Source organism: Tropicibacter alexandrii (genome assembly GCF_003667315.2).
GTDB lineage: Bacteria > Pseudomonadota > Alphaproteobacteria > Rhodobacterales > Rhodobacteraceae > Tropicibacter > Tropicibacter alexandrii.
In genome coordinates, this window is record NZ_RCTZ02000029.1 from 23,393 (window position 1) to 41,960 (window position 18,568).

General features: G+C 64.7%; 18 protein-coding genes. 5 read left to right on the forward strand and 13 right to left on the reverse strand.

The features are described 5' to 3' along the window. Positions 1–31: 31 nt before the first annotated feature. The 6 genes from D8Z78_RS22665 to D8Z78_RS22690 all read right to left on the reverse strand — a co-directional run bounded on the left by D8Z78_RS22665 (position 32) and on the right by D8Z78_RS22690 (position 6,249). Entirely contained in the window at positions 32–2,461 is a 2,430-nt protein-coding gene (locus D8Z78_RS22665; RefSeq protein ID WP_121633105.1) for an aerobic carbon-monoxide dehydrogenase large subunit, read from the reverse strand. Continuing rightward, positions 2,458–2,952 (reverse strand): (2Fe-2S)-binding protein, encoded by a 495-nt coding sequence (locus tag D8Z78_RS22670; protein ID WP_121633103.1) that lies wholly within the window; start codon positions 2,950–2,952, stop codon positions 2,458–2,460. The genes D8Z78_RS22665 and D8Z78_RS22670 overlap by 4 nt, the downstream gene beginning before the upstream one ends. 21 nt (positions 2,953–2,973) lie before the next feature. Beyond that, positions 2,974–3,828, reverse strand: coding sequence for an FAD binding domain-containing protein (locus D8Z78_RS22675; protein WP_121633101.1), 855 nt, complete (start codon positions 3,826–3,828; stop codon positions 2,974–2,976). Between the two features lie 112 nt (positions 3,829–3,940). Further along, positions 3,941–5,113: an MHYT domain-containing protein gene (locus D8Z78_RS22680; protein WP_240672233.1), complete on the reverse strand. Its 1,173-nt coding sequence runs from the start codon at positions 5,111–5,113 to the stop codon at positions 3,941–3,943. 28 nt (positions 5,114–5,141) lie between these two features. Then, complete coding sequence (locus D8Z78_RS22685; RefSeq protein WP_121633155.1) at positions 5,142–5,564, reverse strand: PaaI family thioesterase; 423 nt, start codon at positions 5,562–5,564, stop codon at positions 5,142–5,144. Positions 5,565–5,589: 25 nt separating this feature from the next. Next, positions 5,590–6,249 (reverse strand): TetR/AcrR family transcriptional regulator, encoded by a 660-nt coding sequence (locus D8Z78_RS22690; protein ID WP_240672234.1) that lies wholly within the window; start codon positions 6,247–6,249, stop codon positions 5,590–5,592. Between the two features lie 111 nt (positions 6,250–6,360). Here D8Z78_RS22690 and D8Z78_RS22695 point away from each other — a divergent pair, with 111 nt between their 5' ends. The 5 genes from D8Z78_RS22695 (at position 6,361) to D8Z78_RS22715 (ending at position 10,554) form a co-directional block, all read left to right on the forward strand. Beyond that, positions 6,361–7,197: a shikimate dehydrogenase gene (locus D8Z78_RS22695; protein WP_121633099.1), complete on the forward strand. Its 837-nt coding sequence runs from the start codon at positions 6,361–6,363 to the stop codon at positions 7,195–7,197. 188 nt (positions 7,198–7,385) lie between these two features. Then, the gene (locus tag D8Z78_RS22700; protein ID WP_121633097.1) at positions 7,386–8,096 is read left to right on the forward strand and encodes an ABC transporter permease; all 711 of its coding nucleotides are present in this window, start codon (positions 7,386–7,388) and stop codon (positions 8,094–8,096) included. Beyond that, positions 8,089–8,823 carry an ATP-binding cassette domain-containing protein gene (locus tag D8Z78_RS22705; RefSeq protein ID WP_121633095.1) on the forward strand — a complete coding sequence of 245 codons (735 nt, stop codon included), beginning with the start codon at positions 8,089–8,091 and terminating at the stop codon, positions 8,821–8,823. The genes D8Z78_RS22700 and D8Z78_RS22705 overlap by 8 nt, the downstream gene beginning before the upstream one ends. Before the next feature lie 30 nt (positions 8,824–8,853). Then, on the forward strand, positions 8,854–9,657 hold the full coding sequence (locus D8Z78_RS22710) for an ABC transporter substrate-binding protein (protein ID WP_121633093.1): 804 nt from the start codon (positions 8,854–8,856) through the stop codon (positions 9,655–9,657). Between the two features lie 27 nt (positions 9,658–9,684). Further along, positions 9,685–10,554 (forward strand): helix-turn-helix transcriptional regulator, encoded by an 870-nt coding sequence (locus D8Z78_RS22715; RefSeq protein ID WP_121633091.1) that lies wholly within the window; start codon positions 9,685–9,687, stop codon positions 10,552–10,554. A 43-nt stretch (positions 10,555–10,597) separates the two neighbouring features. On the opposite strand, the gene D8Z78_RS22720 is transcribed toward D8Z78_RS22715, so the two are convergent. From D8Z78_RS22720 to D8Z78_RS22745, 7 genes are all read right to left on the reverse strand, one after another. Further along, positions 10,598–11,923 (reverse strand): sigma-54-dependent transcriptional regulator, encoded by a 1,326-nt coding sequence (locus D8Z78_RS22720; protein WP_121633089.1) that lies wholly within the window; start codon positions 11,921–11,923, stop codon positions 10,598–10,600. Between the two features lie 4 nt (positions 11,924–11,927). Next, positions 11,928–12,053 (reverse strand): hypothetical protein, encoded by a 126-nt coding sequence (locus D8Z78_RS25270; protein ID WP_255446375.1) that lies wholly within the window; start codon positions 12,051–12,053, stop codon positions 11,928–11,930. Further along, positions 12,050–13,354, reverse strand: coding sequence for a c-type cytochrome (locus D8Z78_RS22725; protein WP_121633086.1), 1,305 nt, complete (start codon positions 13,352–13,354; stop codon positions 12,050–12,052). Before D8Z78_RS22725 ends, D8Z78_RS25270 begins: the two co-directional genes overlap by 4 nt. Further along, positions 13,354–14,595, reverse strand: coding sequence for a formate dehydrogenase subunit gamma (locus D8Z78_RS22730; RefSeq protein ID WP_121633083.1), 1,242 nt, complete (start codon positions 14,593–14,595; stop codon positions 13,354–13,356). The genes D8Z78_RS22725 and D8Z78_RS22730 overlap by 1 nt, the downstream gene beginning before the upstream one ends. A gap of 111 nt (positions 14,596–14,706) precedes the next feature. Further along, entirely contained in the window at positions 14,707–15,300 is a 594-nt protein-coding gene (gene fdh3B / locus D8Z78_RS22735; RefSeq protein ID WP_121633081.1) for a formate dehydrogenase FDH3 subunit beta, read from the reverse strand. 12 nt (positions 15,301–15,312) lie between these two features. Beyond that, entirely contained in the window at positions 15,313–18,207 is a 2,895-nt protein-coding gene (locus D8Z78_RS22740) for a formate dehydrogenase subunit alpha (RefSeq protein ID WP_121633079.1), read from the reverse strand. 105 nt (positions 18,208–18,312) lie between these two features. Continuing rightward, positions 18,313–18,504: a twin-arginine translocation signal domain-containing protein gene (locus D8Z78_RS22745; RefSeq protein WP_121633076.1), complete on the reverse strand. Its 192-nt coding sequence runs from the start codon at positions 18,502–18,504 to the stop codon at positions 18,313–18,315. Positions 18,505–18,568: the final 64 nt, after the last annotated feature.

The window sequence follows — 18,568 nt, forward strand, 5'->3', positions numbered from 1 at the left end:
GTCGGATCGCGCAGCGATCCGAAACCCATGCTCAGCCGTGCAGCCCCAGATCATGCGCGGTCTTCCAGATCCGCCAATGATCGTGCGGCATGTTGGTGTGCACGTTCCCGAACGGGCGGAAGGCATCCTGCACCGCATTCGAGAAACAGGGCACACCGCCCACATGCGGGCTTTCACCGACCCCCTTCGCCCCGATCGGGTGATGCGGGGACGGCGTGACCGTGTGGTCGGTCTCGTAGTTGGGCACTTCCCACGCGGTCGGCAGGAAGAAGTCCATCAGCGTCCCGGTCTTGACGTTGCCCATGTCGTCATAAGCGATCTCCTGCCCCAGAGCGACGGCCAGAGCCTCGGTCAGACCACCATGCACCTGCCCTTCGATGATCATCGGGTTGATCCGGGTGCCGCAATCGTCCAGCGCGTAGAACCGCCGGATTTCCGGCACGCCGGTATCGACGTCGATATCCATGACACAGACATAGGCGCCAAAGGGATAGGTCATGTTCGGCGGATCGTAATAGCTGACCGCCTCCAGCCCGGGCTCGATCCCCGGAATGGCCTGATTGTAGGCGGCAAAGGCGATTTCCTTCATCGTCTTGAACCGTTCCGGCGCACCCTTGACGACAAAGCGGTCGACATCGAATTCGACGTCGTCGTCATGCACTTCGAGCAGGTAGGCGGCGATCATCTGCGCCTTGGCGCGGATCTTGCGCCCGGCCATCGCCGTCGCCGCCCCCGCAACCGGGGTCGAGCGCGATCCGTAGGTGCCAAGCCCATAGGGCGCGGTATCGGTATCGCCTTCCTCGATGGTGATGCTGTCGGCGGGCAGGCCGATCTCGCTTGCGAGGATCTGCGCAAAGGTCGTCGCGTGCCCTTGCCCCTGCGAAATCGTGCCCAGCCGGGCGATCGCGCTGCCGGTCGGGTGAATCCGTATCTCGCAGCTGTCGAACATCCCAAGGCCGAGAATGTCGCAATTCTTGACCGGACCGGCCCCGACGATCTCGGTAAAGAAGGACAGACCGATGCCCATCAGCTTGCGGGTCTTGCCAGCCTTGAAATCCTCGATGCGCTGCGCCTGCTCGGCCCGCAGCCCTTCGTAATCGACGGCCTTCAGCGCCTTCTCCCACGCGGTGTGATAGTCGCCGCTGTCATATTCCCATCCCAGCGCCGCCGTGTAGGGGAACTGCTCCTTGCGGATGAAATTGATGCGCCGCAATTCGGCCGCGTCCATGTTGAGCTTGATCGCGAGCACCTCGATCATCCGCTCGATGAAATAGACCGCCTCGGTCACCCGGAACGAACAGCGATAGCTGACACCGCCGGGCGCCTTGTTGGTATAGACCCCGTCGACCTCAAGGAACGCCGTCGGGATGTCATAGGACCCCGTGCAGATGTTCATGAAGCCCGCCGGGAACTTGGTCGGGTCGGCGCAGGCGTCGAAGCCGCCATGATCCGCCGTGACATGGCAATGCAGGCCGGTGATCTTGCCGTCCTTCGTGGCGCTGATCCGCCCGGTCATGTGGTAGTCGCGGGCAAAGGCGGTGGTCATCAGGTTGTCCATCCGGTCCTCGATCCATTTCACCGGCTTGCCGGTGACGATGGATGCGACGACGGAACAGACATAACCCGGATAGGCGCCGACCTTGTTGCCGAAGCCGCCGCCGATATCGGGCGAGATGACGCGGATGTTGTGCTCTTCGATCCCCGAGATCAGCGAGACCACGGTGCGGATCGCGTGCGGCGCCTGAAAGGTACCCCAGAGCGTCAGCTTGCCATTGACCTTGTCCATCGACGCCACGCACCCGCAGGTCTCCAGCGGGCAAGGATGCGTCCGGTGGTAGTACATGTCGGATTCGGCGACGACCTCGGCCTCGGAAATCACCTGCTCGGTCGTGTCGCGATCACCCGCTTCCCATGTGAAGATATGGTTGTGATGCTTGCGCGGACCGTGCGCGCCGTCCTTGGGGGCGCCATCCTCGTCGACCGTGTCCTCGCGCAGAACCACGTCGGATTTCAGCGACTCGAACGGGTTGACCAGAACCGGCAACTCTTCGTACTCGACCTCGACGGCTTCGATGCCGTCGGCGGCGGCATAGCGGTCTTCGGCGACGACAAAGGCGACCTCCTGCCCTTGAAACAGCACCTTGCCATCGGCCAGCACCATCTGGCGATCCCCCGCCAGCGTCGGCATCCAGTGCAGGCCGAGCGGCTCAAGGTCCTTGGCCGTCAGAACGGCCAGAACGCCCGGCACCTTCAGCGCCGCGTCGATATTGATGCCGGTGATCCGGGCATGCGCATAGGGCGAGCGGACGAAATCGCCGAACAGCATTCCGTCCAGCTTGATGTCATCGACGTAGTTGCCCTTGCCTTGGGTAAAGCGGGCATCCTCGACGCGCTTGCGCGAGCAGCCCAGACCCTTCAGCTTGCCGACGCGGTCTTCGCGGCTTTCGACTTCGTCCTTCATTCTGCCGCCTCCTTGGCTGCGTTCATCTCGGCGGCTGCGGCCTTGATGGATTTCACGATGTTCTGGTAGCCGGTGCACCGGCAGATGTTCCCCGCCATGCCAAAGCGGATTTCCTCTTCGGTCGGGTTGGGGTTCTCTTCGAGCAGCTTGGTGGCGCGGGTGATCATGCCCGGCGTGCAGTAGCCGCATTGCAGGCCATGGTGCTCCTTGAAGGCCACCTGCAGCGGATGCAGCGCATCCGGCGTGCCAAGGCCCTCGATGGTGGTGATCTCGGACCCGTCGGCCTGCGCCACGAAGACGGTGCAGGCCTTGACCGACTTGCCGTTCAGCGTGACGGTGCAGGCCCCGCAATGCGAGGTCTCACAGCCGATATGCGGACCGGTGATGTTCAGCCGTTCCCGCAAGGTGTAGATGAGCAGTTCGCGCGGCTCGGCGAGGAATTCCTCGGCCTTGCCGTTGACCGTCATCTGGATGTGCATCTTCTTTCCCATTCTATCCTCCCTCGGCCCGTGTCAGGCCCGCGACCAAGCGCGTTCGATGGCACGGCGCAGGATCACGCCCGCCACGTGCCGCTTGAAATCGACCGGACCCCGGTTGTCCTCGGACGGGTCGATGGCCGCTTGCATGGCGGCGACCGCCGCATCCAGCGCCGCCGTGTCGAGCGTGCTGCCCACCAGCGCCGCGCCCGCCTCTTCGCAGAAGATCGGGGTATCGCTGAGGTTGGTCATCGCGATGCTGGCCGAGGCGCAGCTGCCACCCTCCTTGAGGATCTGGACCGCGGCAGCGGCTGTGGCGTAATCGCCGATCTTGCGCTTTTGCTTTTCGTAGGCGTGGCCGCCCTTGGGCAGCGGGATCGTGACGGCGGTCAGAACCTCGTCATCCTCGCGCGCGGTCATGTAGGCCGCCTCGTAAAAATCGCGCGCCGCGACCTGCCGTTCGCTGTCCGGCCCCACAAGCGTAAAGGCCGCATCGAGGCATTGCATCAACCCCGGCATGTCATTGCCCGGATCACCATTGGCGACATTGCCGCCGACGGTGCCCATGTTGCGCACCTGCGGATCGGCGATCTGCAAAGCCGCTTCGCGCAGGATCGGCGCAGCCTGCGCCAGCCCGTCATGGGCAATGATCTCGGACTGGGTGACCATCGCGCCAAGCCGGATGCCCTCGGCCCCGACCTCGATCCCGCGCAGCCCGGCGACATCCTGAAGGTCGATCAGGTGCGGCACCTCGGCCATGCGGAGCTTCATCATGGGGATCAGGCTGTGTCCGCCCGCCATGACCCGCGCATCGTCGCCGTGATCCCTGAGCAGCGCGAGAACGCCGTCCAGATCCTTTGGCCTGTAATATTCGAATGAAGCTGGAATCATCTGCCGTTTCCTCCCCGAAAGCACATGTCTTGCTGTCGGGAATGAGGCATGACGACCGGATGGGCCGCTTCAAGAAATCAACGAAAGCCAGTTATTTTGCACGAAATGCGCCTCAGGATGCACGAATTGCGCCGACTTGCGCCGCCAATGCATCCTGAACGATCAGCAGCTTGGACCGGCTGACCGGCGCGGGCGGCAAACCGTCGCCCCGGAACACGCAGCGGCCCTTGTCCTTATCGCGCTCGAAGCGGCTGACATGGGCCGGATTGACCAGATAGCTGCGATGGGTCTGCAGGAATCCGAGCGGCGACAACCGCTTTGACGCCTCGGTCACGGGCCATGCGCAGAACAGCCGCTGCGAGGTGGTGTAGACCTGCGAATAATGTCCGTCCGCCCGGACAAAGACGACATCCGCCGGGGCGACGAAGACCTTGCCGCCATCCCGCTCGCACGGGATCTGAAGCGCGGCGGGCACGGGTTTCTCCGGGCTTGGCGCTGGCGCGGGGGCGGGTGTTGCGGCCTCGGTCGGGGCCGCGCTCTCGGACGGCATCAGGTAGGTCACGCCCACCCACAGGCAGCCGCCAAAGATCACGAAGCTGAAAACGATCACCCCCAACGCAAGCGTCTCGTTGCTCATGGCGGGGCCGAATTCGGACGCGCCGGGCACCTCGCGGAACCGCGTGCCCGCCATGGCGAGGAAATGCGCAGCCGTCACCGCCACCGCGAAACACACCGTCCCGATCAGGATCGTCCGGTCGCTGCGCTGGCCATAGGCCACCCAGATCGCCATGACGCACAGCCCAAGCGCCACGACCGAGGCACCGATGACGCCGGTTGGCGTGTAGATGGCCTGACACAGTTCCAGCCCGGCCATGCCAATATAATGCATGGCAAGGATACCGACCCCGAGGATCGCACCGGCAAAGGTGATGACCGTCGGGCTGCGCTCCATGAAATGCAGCAAGATCAGCGCGACGCCGACGATCAGGATCGCGATCAACGCCGAAATCAGCGTGATCGCCGCGTCGTAGTAGAACAGCACCGGCAAGCGCAGTCCGAGCATGGCGATGAAATGCATCGCCCAGATGCCGCCCCCCAGCGCGATCGATGCAAGCGCAATCGAAAGCTTCTTTTCGAACAGGGTCTTGTCCGCCATCTTGCGCGTCAGCGACAGCCCGGTAAAGCCGGACACAAGCGCCACGACACAGGCCATGACGACCAGAAAGGCGCTGTGTGAGGTGGGCAGGGTTTCCATGGCGGCACCATGGCCCAAGACGTCACGCATGGCAATTGCCCCGGGCGGGGGCCGGGGCTCAGTCGAAACGCGGGTCTTCGAGCACCATCTGGGTCTGGATCACGATGGCCGCAACCTTGCCATCGGCGCGGCGGACGGTGGTCTGCCAGACCATGGTCTTGCGCCCCTTGTGCAGCGGGGTCGCGGTGAAGGTGGCCCGCTCGCCAGCCTTGATGGCGCGAAAGAAGTTGGTCTTGCTTTCCACCGTGGTGGTGCCCTGCCCCGGCTTGAGGTTCAGGAAGGTCGCGGTGCCTCCCATGTTGTCGCAGACCGCCATGACCGCGCCGCCATGCAGGGTGCCGTTGCGGTTCAGCAATTCCGGCGTCACGGTCAGCTCGCCCACGACCTCGTCCGCATGGGCAGAGACGATGCGCAGCCCGAGATGACGGGCAAAGGGCGGCTGATCGGCGGCAACGGGATGGATGGCGGGGGTGTCGGTCATGTCGGTCTCCGTGATGTCGGACCCTTCATAGCGGGCCGCCCTGCCCTGTCGAGCCTTCGCGCACATGGCACAGGACGGTGTCGATCACCATTTGCCGCAAACGCGCCTGCCCAGCCTCGGTGAACAGGTCCGCGCCGTAGATCGTCGAAAAGGTCGGACGATTGGCGACGTTGAACAGGCACATCGACGAAATCTGCCAATGCAGCGCCACCGGGTCCAGCCCAGCCCGCATCACCCCGGCCGCCTCGCCGCGCGCGATGATCGCGCACAGGGTGTCGATGGCGGGGCGGTTCATGCTGGCAATGGCCTGAGAGGCCCTCAGGTGGCGCGCGTCATGGGTGTTCTCGACCATGACCAGCCGGATGAAATCGGGATTGGCGCGATGATGGTCGAAGGTAAAGCCGATCAGGCGCGCCAGCGCCGCCAAGGGCGGCAGGTCCGCAAGGTCCAGCCGGGTCTCGTTGTCGCGCAGGCGGGCATAGGCCGCTTCGAGACAGGCGACGTAAAGCCCGACCTTGTCCGTGAAATAGTAATAGATCATCCGCTTGGACGTGCGGGTTTGCGCCGCGATCTCGTCGATGCGGCTGCCGGCCAGACCGTGCCGCGCGAACATCTCGGTCGCGATGCGCAGGATGTCGCGGCGCACGCCTTCGGGATCGCGGCGGGTCCGGGTGTCCTTGGTCACGGGCGGCTCCTTTCCCGAACAGGCTACGAGAGACGGTTTTTAACTGTCCAGTACAAAGTCGTTGATGCTTTGTCCGATCCGGTACAAAATGGCACAAACCGGAGAAATCGCATGACCATGGCACTCAAGACCTGCCTGATCGGCCACGGCATCGGGCTGTCGCGCACACCGCGCATGCATATGGCCGAAGGCGCGGCGCAGGGCCTCGATTATCGCTACGACCTGATCGATACGGCGGACATGGATACGCCCGAGATCGGCGCTTTGCTGGCGAAGGCCGAGGCAGAGGGCTATCGCGGCTGCAACGTGACGCACCCGTTCAAGCAGACCGCCATGGCCCATCTCGACGAGGTGTCCACCGCCGCGCAGGCCGTGCGTGCGGTCAATACGGTCGTCTTCCGGGAGGGCAAGCGATTTGGCCACAACACCGATTACTGGGGCTTTGCCACCGCCTTCGAACGCGGCCTGCCCGGCGCGGATGTTTCTCACGTGGTGCAGTTGGGCGCGGGCGGCGCAGGTGGGGCGGTGGCCCATGCGCTGCTGGATGCGGGTGTCGCGAAGCTGGAAATCCGCGACGTGAACCAAGACGCGGCCGAGCGTCTGGTCGCCAACCTCGTCCGCCACGGCGGCGCAGACCGGGTGCGGGTCTGCACCGATCTTGCGACCGCTGTGCAGGCGGCCAGCGGGATCGTAAACGCCACCCCAATCGGCATGGCCACCCATCCCGGCAGCCCCGTCCCCGCCGACATGCTGCGCCCGGAACTGTGGGTAGCCGACATCGTGTATTTCCCGCTCGACACCCAGCTTTTGCGCGATGCGCGCGCCTGCGGATGCCGCACCCTGCCCGGGTCCGGGATGGCCTTGTATCAGGCCGTGCGCGCGTTCGAACTGTTCACCGGGCGACCAGCGGACCCGGACCGGATGAAGGCAACGTTCGACAGCTTCTGAGAAAGACGCCGGGCACGGCATACCGCTGCGCATAATTATGCAGAATTTACTGAATTCATCTTCCACGCGGACAAATTGACGACCCAAGAGGATCGCTCAAAGCTTTATCAGGACAAGCATTCCCTTGCGAGTCACACCCCGAACCGCCTAGCTTTGGCAAGGGCGACGCAAGGAGGCGTGCGGAGGATATGCAGGATTTCGGAGAGGCCTTTGCGCTGGCTTTCGGGCTGGTGCTGTCTCCGACCGGGGATCTGGCAGAGATCGTCGGCCTGTCGCTGCGCGTCAGCCTGACCGCGACGGTTCTGGCCTGCCTGCTGGGCCTGCCACTGGGCGCGCTTTTGGCAACCGCCCGGTTCCGGGGGCGCGGCGCGGTGCTGGTCTTCGTGAACGCGCTGATGGGGCTGCCGCCGGTGGTCGTGGGCCTGCTGGTCTATCTGTCGCTGTCACGCGCAGGGCCGCTGGGCTTTCTCGGGCTGCTGTATACATCGACCGCGATGATCGTGGCGCAGACCGTGTTGATCACGCCCATCGTCGCCGCCCTGTCGCGCCAGATTCTCGAAGACCTGAACGACGAATATGCCGAGCAATTCCGCGCCCTGTGCCTGACCCGCTGGCAATCGGTGCAGGCGCTGCTGTGGGACGGGCGCTATGCGCTGCTAACCGTGGCGTTGGCGGGCTTTGGCCGCGCGGTGGCCGAGGTCGGCGCGGTGATGATCGTCGGCGGCAATATCGACCACCTGACACGGGTCATGACCACCGCCATCGCGTTGGAGACCTCGAAGGGCGAGTTGGCGCTGGCGCTGGCCTTGGGGATGATCTTGATGGCGATTGCGCTTGGCGTGAACGCCTTGGTGCAATCGCTGCGGTTGTCGGCGGAAAGGCAGGCGGCGCATGCGTGACCTTGGCTATGTCGAAACGCTGGAGCACGCGATGCTGCCCTTGACCGTCTCTGGCCTGCGCCTGTCCTTTGGCGGCAAGACCGTGCTGGACGGGCTGGACCTGTCGCTGACCGCCACCGGCGTGACCGTCATCATGGGCCCGAACGGCGCGGGCAAGAGCCAGTTCCTGAAGCTGCTGCACGGGCTGATCGCGCCGGACGCGGGCCAGATCGACTGGAACGGCACGCCCGCCACGCGCGCGACGGCTAGGCAGGCGCTGGTGTTCCAGAAACCGGTGCTGCTGCGCCGCTCCGTCGCCGCCAATCTGGATTTCGTGCTGAAAGCGCGCGGCAAGGATCGTTCGCGCCGCGATGCCTTGCTGGATCATGTCGGGCTGTCGGACAAGGCCCGCCAACCGGCCCGCCGCCTGTCGGGGGGCGAGGCGCAGCGGCTGGCGCTGGCCCGCGCACTGGCGCTCGACCCCGAAGTCCTGCTGCTGGACGAACCCACCGCCAGCCTCGACCCCGGCTCGGTACTGGCGATCGAAGCAATCATCCGCGATGCCCGCACTCGCGGGGTGAAGGTGATCCTTGTCACCCATGACCCCGGGCAGGCGCGCCGTCTGGCGGACGAGGTCGTGTTCCTGCATCGCGGGCGCGTGGCGGAACACAGCTCTGCCGAGACCTTCTTTGACCGACCACGATCCACCGTGGCGCGCGATTTCCTCGATGGACGCATCGTCGTCTGAACTTACCCAAACCTGAATAGGACTGATCCAATGAAACTTGGTGCCCTGACGCTTGCCCTTCTGACCCCGTTTGCGCTGCACGCGCAGGAGTCGATCATCGTGCAATCCACGACCTCGACCGCGAATTCCGGCCTGTACGATTACCTGCTGCCAATCTTCACCGAGGAAACCGGCATCACCGTCAATGTCGTTGCCGTCGGCACCGGGCAGGCGATCAAGAACGCCGCGAATTGCGATGGCGATGTGCTGCTGGTCCATGCCAAGCCCGCCGAAGAGAAATTCGTCGCCGAAGGCGGCGGCACCATGCGCACCGACCTGATGTATAATGACTTTGTCATCGTCGGTCCGGCTGGCGATCCGGCGGGTGTGGGTGGCATGACCGATGTCGAGGCGGCGCTGAAGACGATTTCCGAAAGCGGCGCGATCTTTGCCTCGCGCGGGGACGATTCCGGCACCCACAAGAAAGAAGTCGCCCTGTGGAACGCCGCTGGCGTCGACCCCAAGGCGGGCTCGGGCGAATGGTATCGCGAGACCGGTTCGGGCATGGGCGCGACGCTGAACGCCGGGATCGGCATGGGCGCCTATGTGATGACCGACCGCGCCACATGGATCAATTTCGGCAACAAGCAGGATTACACCATCGCCGTGCAAGGTGACGAGGACATGTTCAACCAGTATGGCGTCATCCCGGTGAACCCGGCAAAATGCCCGAACGTGAATGTCGATGCGGCGCAAAGCTTTGCCGACTGGCTGATCTCGGCCGAGGGACAAGAGGCGATCGCCGGGTACAAGGTGGACGGGCAGCAGCTGTTCTTCCCGAACGCGCCGAAATAACGGGGCATCCGCCCCGATGGGGGTAAGATGATCGAGCCGGAATTCCTGACGGTTCCCGAACTGGCCGAACTGCTCCGCATCAAGGAGCGCAAGGTCTATGACCTCGCCGCGTCAGGCGAGGTTCCCTGCACGCGCGCGACGGGCAAGCTGTTGTTCCCCTCGCGCGGCGTGCGCGGCTGGCTGGAGGCGCATTCCGAGGGGATGGTCGTCAAGCCGCCCCGCCCCGCCGTGGTGCTGGGCAGCCACGATCCCCTGCTCGACTGGGCGATCCGCGAAAGCCGCTGCGGGCTGGCGAGCTACGTGGATGGCTCCACCGACGGTTTGCGACGGTTCGTTGCGCGCGAAGGCGTGGCGGCGGGGTTGCACTTGCTGGATGCCGAGGGCCGCGAGTGGAACACCCCCTTGGTGGCCCGCGCCTGTGCCGGGCAGAACGCGGTGCTGCTTCGCTTTGCCACCCGCGCACGCGGGCTGGTGCTGGGGCGGGATGTCTCGGGTGTCTCCGGCATAGAGGACCTGACGGGACGGCGCGTGGTGCCGAGACAGGTCGAGTCCGGCAGCGACGTGCTGTTCCGGCAATTGGCGGTGAAGGCGGGCCTTGGGATGGAGGCGATGACATTGACCGAGGTTGCCCGGACCGAGACGGAAGCCGTGCAGGTCGTCGCCCGAGGCGAGGCGGATGCGACGCTTGGACTGGAAACGGTGGCGCGGGATTTCGGCCTGCCATTTGTCCCCTTGGTCGAGGAACGGTTCGACCTTCTGGTGCATCGGCCTGCATATTTCGACACGGCGCTGCAACGCTTGATGGCGTTTTGCCAGTCCGAGGCGATGGCGGCGCGGGCGGAGAAGATGGGCGGCTATGACCTCACCGGGATCGGTACGGTGCGGTGGAACGGATGAACCGGGTTTTCCCTCGGCTGCGCCGAGGCGACCTGCTGGGGGCTTAGGCGTCCCAGGCCTGAACCTTGCGGTCGACCGTCTTGCGCGAGACGCCGAGACGGCGGGCGGCTTCGGCGTGGTTGCCGTTGCACAGGTCGAGCACGTGCAGGATGTGGCGCTGCATGACCTGATCGAGATTCTCGATGGCGCGGGTGCCGGTGATGCGGCTGTCGCCTGCGAATTCCGGGGGAAAGGCGCCAAGAATGATCGAGCGTTCGACGAGGTTACGCAACTCGCGCACATTTCCGGGCCAGTCGTAGCGGCGCAGTTTCAGCAGGGTCTCGGCGTCGAGGTCCAGTGGCGGCAGGCCAAGGGTCGAGGAAAATTGCTGGATGAACAGGGCGGCGAGTTCGGTGATGTCCTCGGACCGGTCCTTGAGCGGCGGCATGTGGATACGCAGCACGTTCATGCGGTGATAAAGGTCCGCGCGAAAGCGACCCTGCGCCACGGCCTGTGACAGGTCGGCATTGGTGGCGAAGAGGAAGCGCAGGTTGAGCGGGAATTCGCGTTCCGCGCCGATGGGCCGGACACGCTGGTCTTCGAGCACGCGGAGCAGGGCCGCCTGAACCTGATCGGGCATCTGGGCGACTTCGTCCAAAAACAGGGTGCCGCCATCGGCGAGCAGCAGCAGGCCCGGTTTCAGCGTGTCGCCGGGGCCGTTGATGCCGAACAGTTCCTGCGCGATATGATCGGGCGCGATGGCGGCGCAATTGACGGCAACGAAGGGGCGTTCGGCCCGGTCGGACAAGCGGTGCAACTGGCGCGCGGCCAGTTCCTTGCCCGTGCCGGAGGCGCCGGTGAACAGGACGGGCGTCGGCAGGGGCGCGAGCTTGGTCAGCATCGCGCGCACCTCGCCCAGAGCGGCGGAGGTGCCCAGCAGCTGGCCCGCGCCCTCGGTCCCCAGTTCGTGGCGCAGCAGGGTGTTGTCGCGGCGCAGATACTTGCGATCCAGCGTGCGGGCGACGGCCCCGAGGATCTGGTTCGCGCGGAACGGTTTCAGGACGAAATCGCTGACCCCGGCGCGCAGGGCGGCGATGGCCGTTTCCAGATCGGCATAGGCGGTGATCAGGATCGTATCGGCGAGAAAGCCAAGGCGGCGCTGTTCCGTGACCCATTCGAGGCCGGTCTTCTTGGGCATGACATTGTCGAGGATCACCAGATCGAAATGGCTCTCGTCGAGCTTGACCGTGGCCTCGTCCGGCGAGGCGGCCAATTCAACGCGCTTGACGCGCGGTTGCAGCGTCTTGAGCAGGAAGTTCCGCATCCCCGGTTCGTCGTCGATCACGAGGACCTGCGCGCCGGCCAGATTTTCGCCGTACTCTTCGGGCATCGGCTCAGTTCAGCCGGACATTGGGGCCGGCCCCGGTTTCGGCGGCGGAAAAGCCCAATTCGTGCAGCCCGTAATATGCGCCTACGGCGATCAGGACAGCGGCGACAAAGCCTGTGAACATCGCTTTCATTTGTCTTCCCCGGTTGTGGCCCGTTTGAGGTAGGCGATCAGGTCGGCGCGGTCATCCGCGCCCGCGATCACCTGCATGGGCATCTTGGAGCCGGGAATATAGTGGTCCGGCCCGATGTCGAAAAGTGCGTCGATGGTGGCATCTGTCCAGATGATCTCGGAACCATCCAGCGTGTCGGAATAGGTATAGCCCGGCAGCGTGCCCGCGCGCCTGCCAAAGACATTGTGCAGGGTCGGCCCGGCCTTGCGGCTGGGGCCGGCTGTCAGGGCATGGCAGATGGAGCATTTGCGCATGAATTGCCGCTCACCATTGGGCATGGCATCGGCGTCGCGCAGGAAGCTGCGTTCGCCGTCGATGGCCGGGTCGAATTCATCCAGAAGCGCGACGGGCCAAGCATAGGCGACATCGTCCAGCCCGCCCGCATAGATCGTTGCGCCATCATTGGAGAAGGCGAGCGCCCAGACCGGCCCTTGTCGCGTGGCGCGGAAGTCGCGGGCGATCCGCCAATCCGCGGTGTCGACGATCATGATATAGCCCTCGCCATCACCGACGGCGAGTTGGTTGGTTCCGGCATGATAGGCCATCGCGAGGATGGGGCGCCGGTCGAGGGTGAAATCGGCAATTTCATCGCCGTCATGGGTGACGATCCGCGTGCCGCCATCAACTGCGCCATAGGCGATCCAATGCTCGGTGACGATCAGTTCATTGATGCCGAACCCGTGTCCAAGCACCGGCAGGGCCGCGCCGCTGTCCAGATCGTAGCGGATGAGCTTGCCGGTCGAGGTCCCGGCATACAGCCGGGACGCAGACCCGAAGGCCACGGTGTTGACGCCGCCCGGCGCATCGAGGATGCGCCCCGTCTCGTCGTCGAGCTGCCAAAGTCCGACGGTGCCGTCCCAGCTGGCGCTGGCGGCGGTGTCGCCAAGAATTGCAAGATCGGTGACCTTGCCCGTATGTGTGCCTGCAATCCGCGGCGTCGCATCCCAGACCCGAACGGTAAAGTCGTCGCCCGCCGAGAGGACCGACCCCGGACCGAAGGCCACGGCGTTGACTGCGGCCTCATGGCCTTCGAGCCATTCCGGAACGCGCCCCTTCCAAAGGCCCACCGAGTTGTCGAAACTCGCGGTCGCAACCGTCCCGTCCCCCGCCACGGCAATGTCCATGATGGGCCCGCCATGGCCTTTGAGCGTGGTGAAATCCTGCGCATGGAGCGGCAGGGCCAACAGCCCGAGCAGCGCCGCCCGGCCAAGAGGCCCCGGGGCACGCCCGGGGCGCGGCCTGCGCGTGGCAGCGGGCCACATCACTCAGCCGGGGTCGCCTGGCCGGGCGCCTTGCCTTCCTTGGCCTTGACCTCTTCGAGCCAGAGCGAATGGTGCTGATGCGCCCATGCCTCGTCGACCTCGCCCGAGCCCATGGCATCGAACGCGCCCTCCATGCCGACCGAGCCGATATAGATATGGGCGATGATGATCGCCATCAGGACAAAGGCGACGATGGCGTGCCACAGCTGCGCCAGCTGCATTTCCTCTTGCGGGGCAAGCGCGGTGGGCAGGGTGTCCATGCCGACCAAGGCAGGAAGCCCGAGGTCGTTGAGGATGGCAAAGGTCTTGGCAAAGAGCGGCAATTCATAGGGGAACAGCAGCGACACACCCGAGACAGAGATCGAGGCCCCCAGCAGGATCACGCTCCAGAAGATGATCTTTTGTCCACCGTTGAACTTCTTGGCGGGGGGGTGGTTCTTGCCGATGATGCCGCCCGCCTGCGCGAACCAGGTGATGTCGGTCCGGTCGGGGATGTTGTGCCAGACCCACAGCACGAAGACGAGGATCAGCCCCAGCATGAAGGCGAAGGCAAGGTTGTTGTGGATGTATTTCGAGACCATCAGCAGCGTCGCGTTGGCCTCATGCCCCATCAGCGGCACGATGACCTTGCGCCCGAACAGGGTCAGCAGGCCGGTGATGCCCAGCAGGACAAACGACCCCGCCAGCAGCCAGTGGGAAAAGCGTTCAAAGGCCTGAAAGCGGGTGACGGTGCGGCCGGTCTTGGGTTCGTCCAGCTTGATGCGGCCGCGGCCCAAGTAGAACAGGATCAGCGCGCCGATGGTGCCCAGCAGCAGCCAGCCGCCATAGGTGGCCAGCGGCCCCTCGCGGAACTGGTACCATTGCATGCCACCATCCTGCACGAGGACCTTGCCGACATCGCCTTGGGTCGAGACGTTCACATCGGCCTTGTTGTAGCGCAGGGCGCGCCACAGTTCGGGATCGGAGGCGCCGCCCAGCGGGCCGAGGCCCGGTGCAGACAGAGCATCGCCCCCGATCGCATCGGCGCGGAAGGATTCGTCGACGGGCAGGCCCTGCTGGCGCCGCAGGATGTCGTACAGCGTCTGCGCGCCGCCGGTGGCTTCGCGGGCCTCGGCGAGTTGCGCCTGAACGTCTGCCTCGGGGGCGGATTGGTTGAAAAGTGGCCCGGCTGCGAGGGCAAAGACCAGCAGCGCGAGGGCCACAAGGAAGAAACCGCCGAACCCTTTGGAATTCCGGGACATGTCAACCTCTGAATTGGGAGTAGATAGGGCCGCGTGGCCCGGATTGGGCCACGCGGGTGTTTCAGAAAGTAGGATGGGTGATCACCCATCCTACCTCAGGTCACGCTGAAATCAGCCGTCCTTCTGGTCGTAGGCCGTGCCCCAACCCCAGGCGCCCGAGCCAAAGCCACGGGCCACGACGCGCTCGCGGTAGATGGCCGACACGACGTCGCCATCCCCCGCCAGCAGCGCCTTGGTCGAGCACATCTCGGCGCAGATCGGCAGCTTGCCTTCGGCGATCCGGTTGCGGCCATACTTGGAGAACTCCGCATTGGAGTTGTTCTCTTCGGGGCCACCGGCGCAGAAGGTGCACTTGTCCATCTTGCCACGGGATCCGAAATTGCCCGCCTGCGGGTACTGCGGCGCGCCGAAGGGGCACGCGTAGAAGCAATAGCCGCAGCCGATGCACAGGTCCTTGGAGTGCAGGACGACGCCTTCCTCGTTCTGGTAGAAGCAATCCACCGGGCAGACCGCCATGCAGGGCGCGTCCGAGCAGTGCATGCAGGCGACCGAGATCGACCTCTCACCCGGCTTGCCGTCCTGAATGGTCACGACGCGGCGGCGGTTGATCCCCCACGGCACCTCGTGCTCATTCTTACAGGCGGTGACGCAGGCGTTGCATTCGATGCAGCGCTCGGCGTCACACAGGAACTTAGCTCTTGCCATTCTCTTTCCTCCTTACGCCGGCATGATCTTGCAGAGAGTACATTTCGTCTCCTGCATCTGGGTCACGCTGTCATAGCCATAGGTCTGCGCGGTGTTGGTCGATTCCCCCAGCACATAGGGGTCTGCCCCGTCCGGGTATTTCGACCGCTGGTCCTCGCCCTGGAAGTGACCGCCGAAGTGGAACGGCATGAAGGCAACGCCCTCGCCGACCCGCTCGGTGACCATCGCCATGACCTTGACCTTGCCGCCTTCCGGACCTTCGACCCAGACCTGCGCCCCGTCCCGCACACCAAGGTTGTTGGCGTCGCGCGGGTTGATCTCGACGAACATGTCCTGCTGCAACTCGGCCAGCCACGGGTTGGACCGGGTTTCATCACCGCCGCCTTCGTATTCGACCAGACGACCGGAGGTCAGCACGATCGGATAATCCTTGCTGAAATCCTGCTTCTGGATCGAGGCATACATCGTCGGCAGGCGATAGAACTTGCGGTCCTCGTAGGTCGGATAGTCGGCGACCAGATCGCGACGGTTGGAATACAGCGGTTCACGATGGACGGGCACCGGATCCGGGAAGGCCCAGACCACGGCCCGCGCCTTGGCGTTGCCGTAGGGGGCGCAGCCATGCTTGATCGCGACGCGCTGGATACCGCCGGACAGGTCGGTCTTCCAGTTGGTCTTGGGACCGGCCACGGCATCGATTGCTGCGCGCTCCTCGTCGGTCAGGTCAGCGTCCCAGCCAAGGTCCATCAGCATCTGCATGGTGAACTCGGGGTAACCGTCCTGAATTTCCGAACCGGGGTTGTAGACCCCCTCGGCCAGCAGGTTCTCGCCGTTGCGTTCGACACCGAAGCGCGCGCGGAAGGGCAAACCGCCCTCGGCCACGGGCTTGTTGATGTCGTACAGGTTCGGCGAGCCGGGATGCCCCATCTCTGCCGTTCCCCAGCACGGCCAAGGCAGACCGTAATAGTCGCCATCCGCCGGGCCACCCACCGCCTGAAGCGTGGTGCGGTCGAACGTGTGCTGGTTGGCCATGTGCAGTTTCAGGCGCTCCGGCGACTGGCCGGTATAGCCCACCGTCCACATGCCACGATTGATCTCGCGCAGCGTGTCCTCGATGTTCGGCGTGTTTTCGTCGTCCATCGCGATGTTGCGGAACAGGCGGTCGGCAAAGCCGAACTTGTTCGCGAACAGGCCGATGATCTCATGATCGGGCTTGGATTCGAACAGCGGATCAAAGATCTTTTCCCGCCACTGGATCGAGCGGTTGGACGCGGTGACCGACCCATAGGTCTCGAACTGCGTGGCCGCGGGCAGCAGATAGACGCCATCGGTGCGGTCATGCAGCACGGCCGAGACCGTGGGATACGGGTCGACAACGACCAGCATGTCCAACATTTCCATCGCCTTCTTCATCTCGACCATGCGGGTCTGAGAGTTCGGCGCGTGGCCCCACAGGACCATGGCCCGGACCTTGTTCGGCTGGTCCATGTTCTCGGCATCCTCAAGGACACCGTCGATCCAGCGCGACACGGGAATCCCCGTCTCGTACATCAGATCCTTGTCCTTGCCGTCGGCGCCCTTCATCTTGGCGAACTGGCCGTTCAGCCAGTCGAAATCCTCGCCCCAGACGCGCGCCCAGTGCTGCCAAGAGCCCTTGGCCAGACCATAGTAGCCCGCCAGCGTGTGCGACAGGACGCCAAGGTCGGTCGCGCCTTGCACGTTGTCGTGGCCGCGGAAGATGTTGGTGCCGCCACCCGAGACACCCATGTTCCCCAGCGCAAGCTGAAGCACGCAATAGGCGCGGGTGTTGTTGTTGCCGGTGGTGTGCTGGGTGCCACCCATGCACCAGATCACGGTGCCGGGGCGGTTGTTCGCCATGGTCATCGCGATGCGGCGCAGCTGCGAGCCGGGGGCGCCGGTGACGCGCTCGACCTCTTCGGGGTTCCACTTCGCGACTTCTTCGCGGATCTGGTCCATGCCCCAGACACGGGTGCGGATGAACTCCTTGTCCTCCCAGCCGTTCTCGAAGATGTGCCAGAGGATACCCCAGACCAGCGCCACATCGGTACCGGGACGGAAGCGCACATACTCATCCGCATGCGCCGCCGTGCGGGTAAAGCGCGGGTCGCAGACGATCAGGGGCGCGTTGTTCTGCTCCTTCGCGCGCAGCACGTGCAGCAGCGACACCGGGTGCGCCTCGGCGGGGTTGCCGCCGATGATAAAGATCGCCCGGCTGTTGTGGATGTCGTTGTAGCTGTTGGTCATGGCGCCGTAGCCCCATGTATTCGCAACACCCGCAACGGTGGTCGAGTGACAGATCCGCGCCTGATGGTCGACGTTGTTGGTGCCCCAGTAGCGGGCGAATTTCTGGAACAGGTAGGCCTGTTCGTTGTTGTGCTTGGCCGAGCCCAGCCAGTAGACGCTGTCAGGTCCGCTTTCTTCGCGGATCTTCATCATGCCGTCGCCGATCTCGTTGATCGCCTGTTCCCAGCTGATGCGCTTCCACTCGCCACCCTCTTTCTTCATCGGGTATTTCAGGCGGCGCTCGCCATGGGCGTGCTCGCGGACCGAGGCCCCCTTGGCGCAATGCGCACCGAGGTTGAAGGGGCTGTCCCAACCGGGCTCCTGCCCGATCCACACGCCGTCCTGCACCTCTGCCATGACAGTACAACCGACCGAGCAATGGGTGCAGACGGATTTCTTCAGCTCGACCGCGCCATTGGCGGCGGACTGAGCGTTGGCGGCGGTGACGGTGCCCCCTGTGGCCGCGATGGCGGCAAGGCCACCCACCGCAAGACCGGAGCCACGCAGGAACGCGCGCCGGTCAACCGAAGCGTTGGCCGCCTCGGACAGGATCGAAGTCCGCTGGGGGCGTCGCGCAACCCCGTTGGTCTTTTTCCTAAGCATGTTTCTCTCTCCCTATACGTGCACCATGCACGCTGGACTACGGATGGGTCTTTGGCAGTCGGGCCTCTCGCAACCAGTCGCCAATCCCCGTGATGCAAGCGTCCGTCAGAAACGGGCGCTGGCGAGGTAGGCGCGGGTATGCGCCGTGTCCTGCATCTTGTTCGATGACAGATCAGGCTCTGCGGCCTCGACTTCGCCAGTGGTCGTGGCCAAGGCCACCGCTGCCACCGGGGCCGTCGTGCCCGCGAGCTTCAGGAAATCGCGGCGCGAGGCCTCTTTTTCCGGTTTCATGTCCATCTCCTTGGATGGGGTTCCGACGGTTGCCCGCCGCTCGTTACACGGGGGGTGCCCCCCGCAGGCT